Annotated in this window: 2 rRNA genes; both read left to right on the top strand. The window is 41.4% G+C overall.

Annotated elements, in window-relative coordinates:
* Window positions 1–60 (top strand): 16S ribosomal RNA (locus M3189_RS26645); the annotation flags it as partial.
* A gap of 193 nt (window positions 61–253) precedes the next feature.
* A 23S ribosomal RNA gene (locus M3189_RS26650) occupies window positions 254–331 on the top strand; the annotation flags it as partial.

Here is a 331-nt window from a genome sequence, read left to right on the forward strand (position 1 = left end):
ATTGGGGTGAAGTCGTAACAAGGTAGCCGTATCGGAAGGTGCGGCTGGATCACCTCCTTTCTAAGGATAATGCAGTCCTTGACGGACTGATAAAACGTTGACTGTTACTTGTTTGTTTAGTTTTGAGAGTGCAATTGCTCTCGAAACACTTGTTCCTTGAAAACTAGATAATCGTAAGAAGAAGTCAAAGTAAAACCGAGAATTGCCATTTTAGTTTTTCTCTCTTATTTAATAAGAAGAAAATAACCTTTTAGGTTAAGTTAGAAAGGGCGCACGGTGGATGCCTTGGCACTAGGAGCCGATGAAGGACGGGACTAACACCGATATGCTT

The organism is Neobacillus niacini (assembly GCF_023715415.1).
GTDB lineage: Bacteria > Bacillota > Bacilli > Bacillales > Cytobacillaceae > Neobacillus > Neobacillus niacini_C.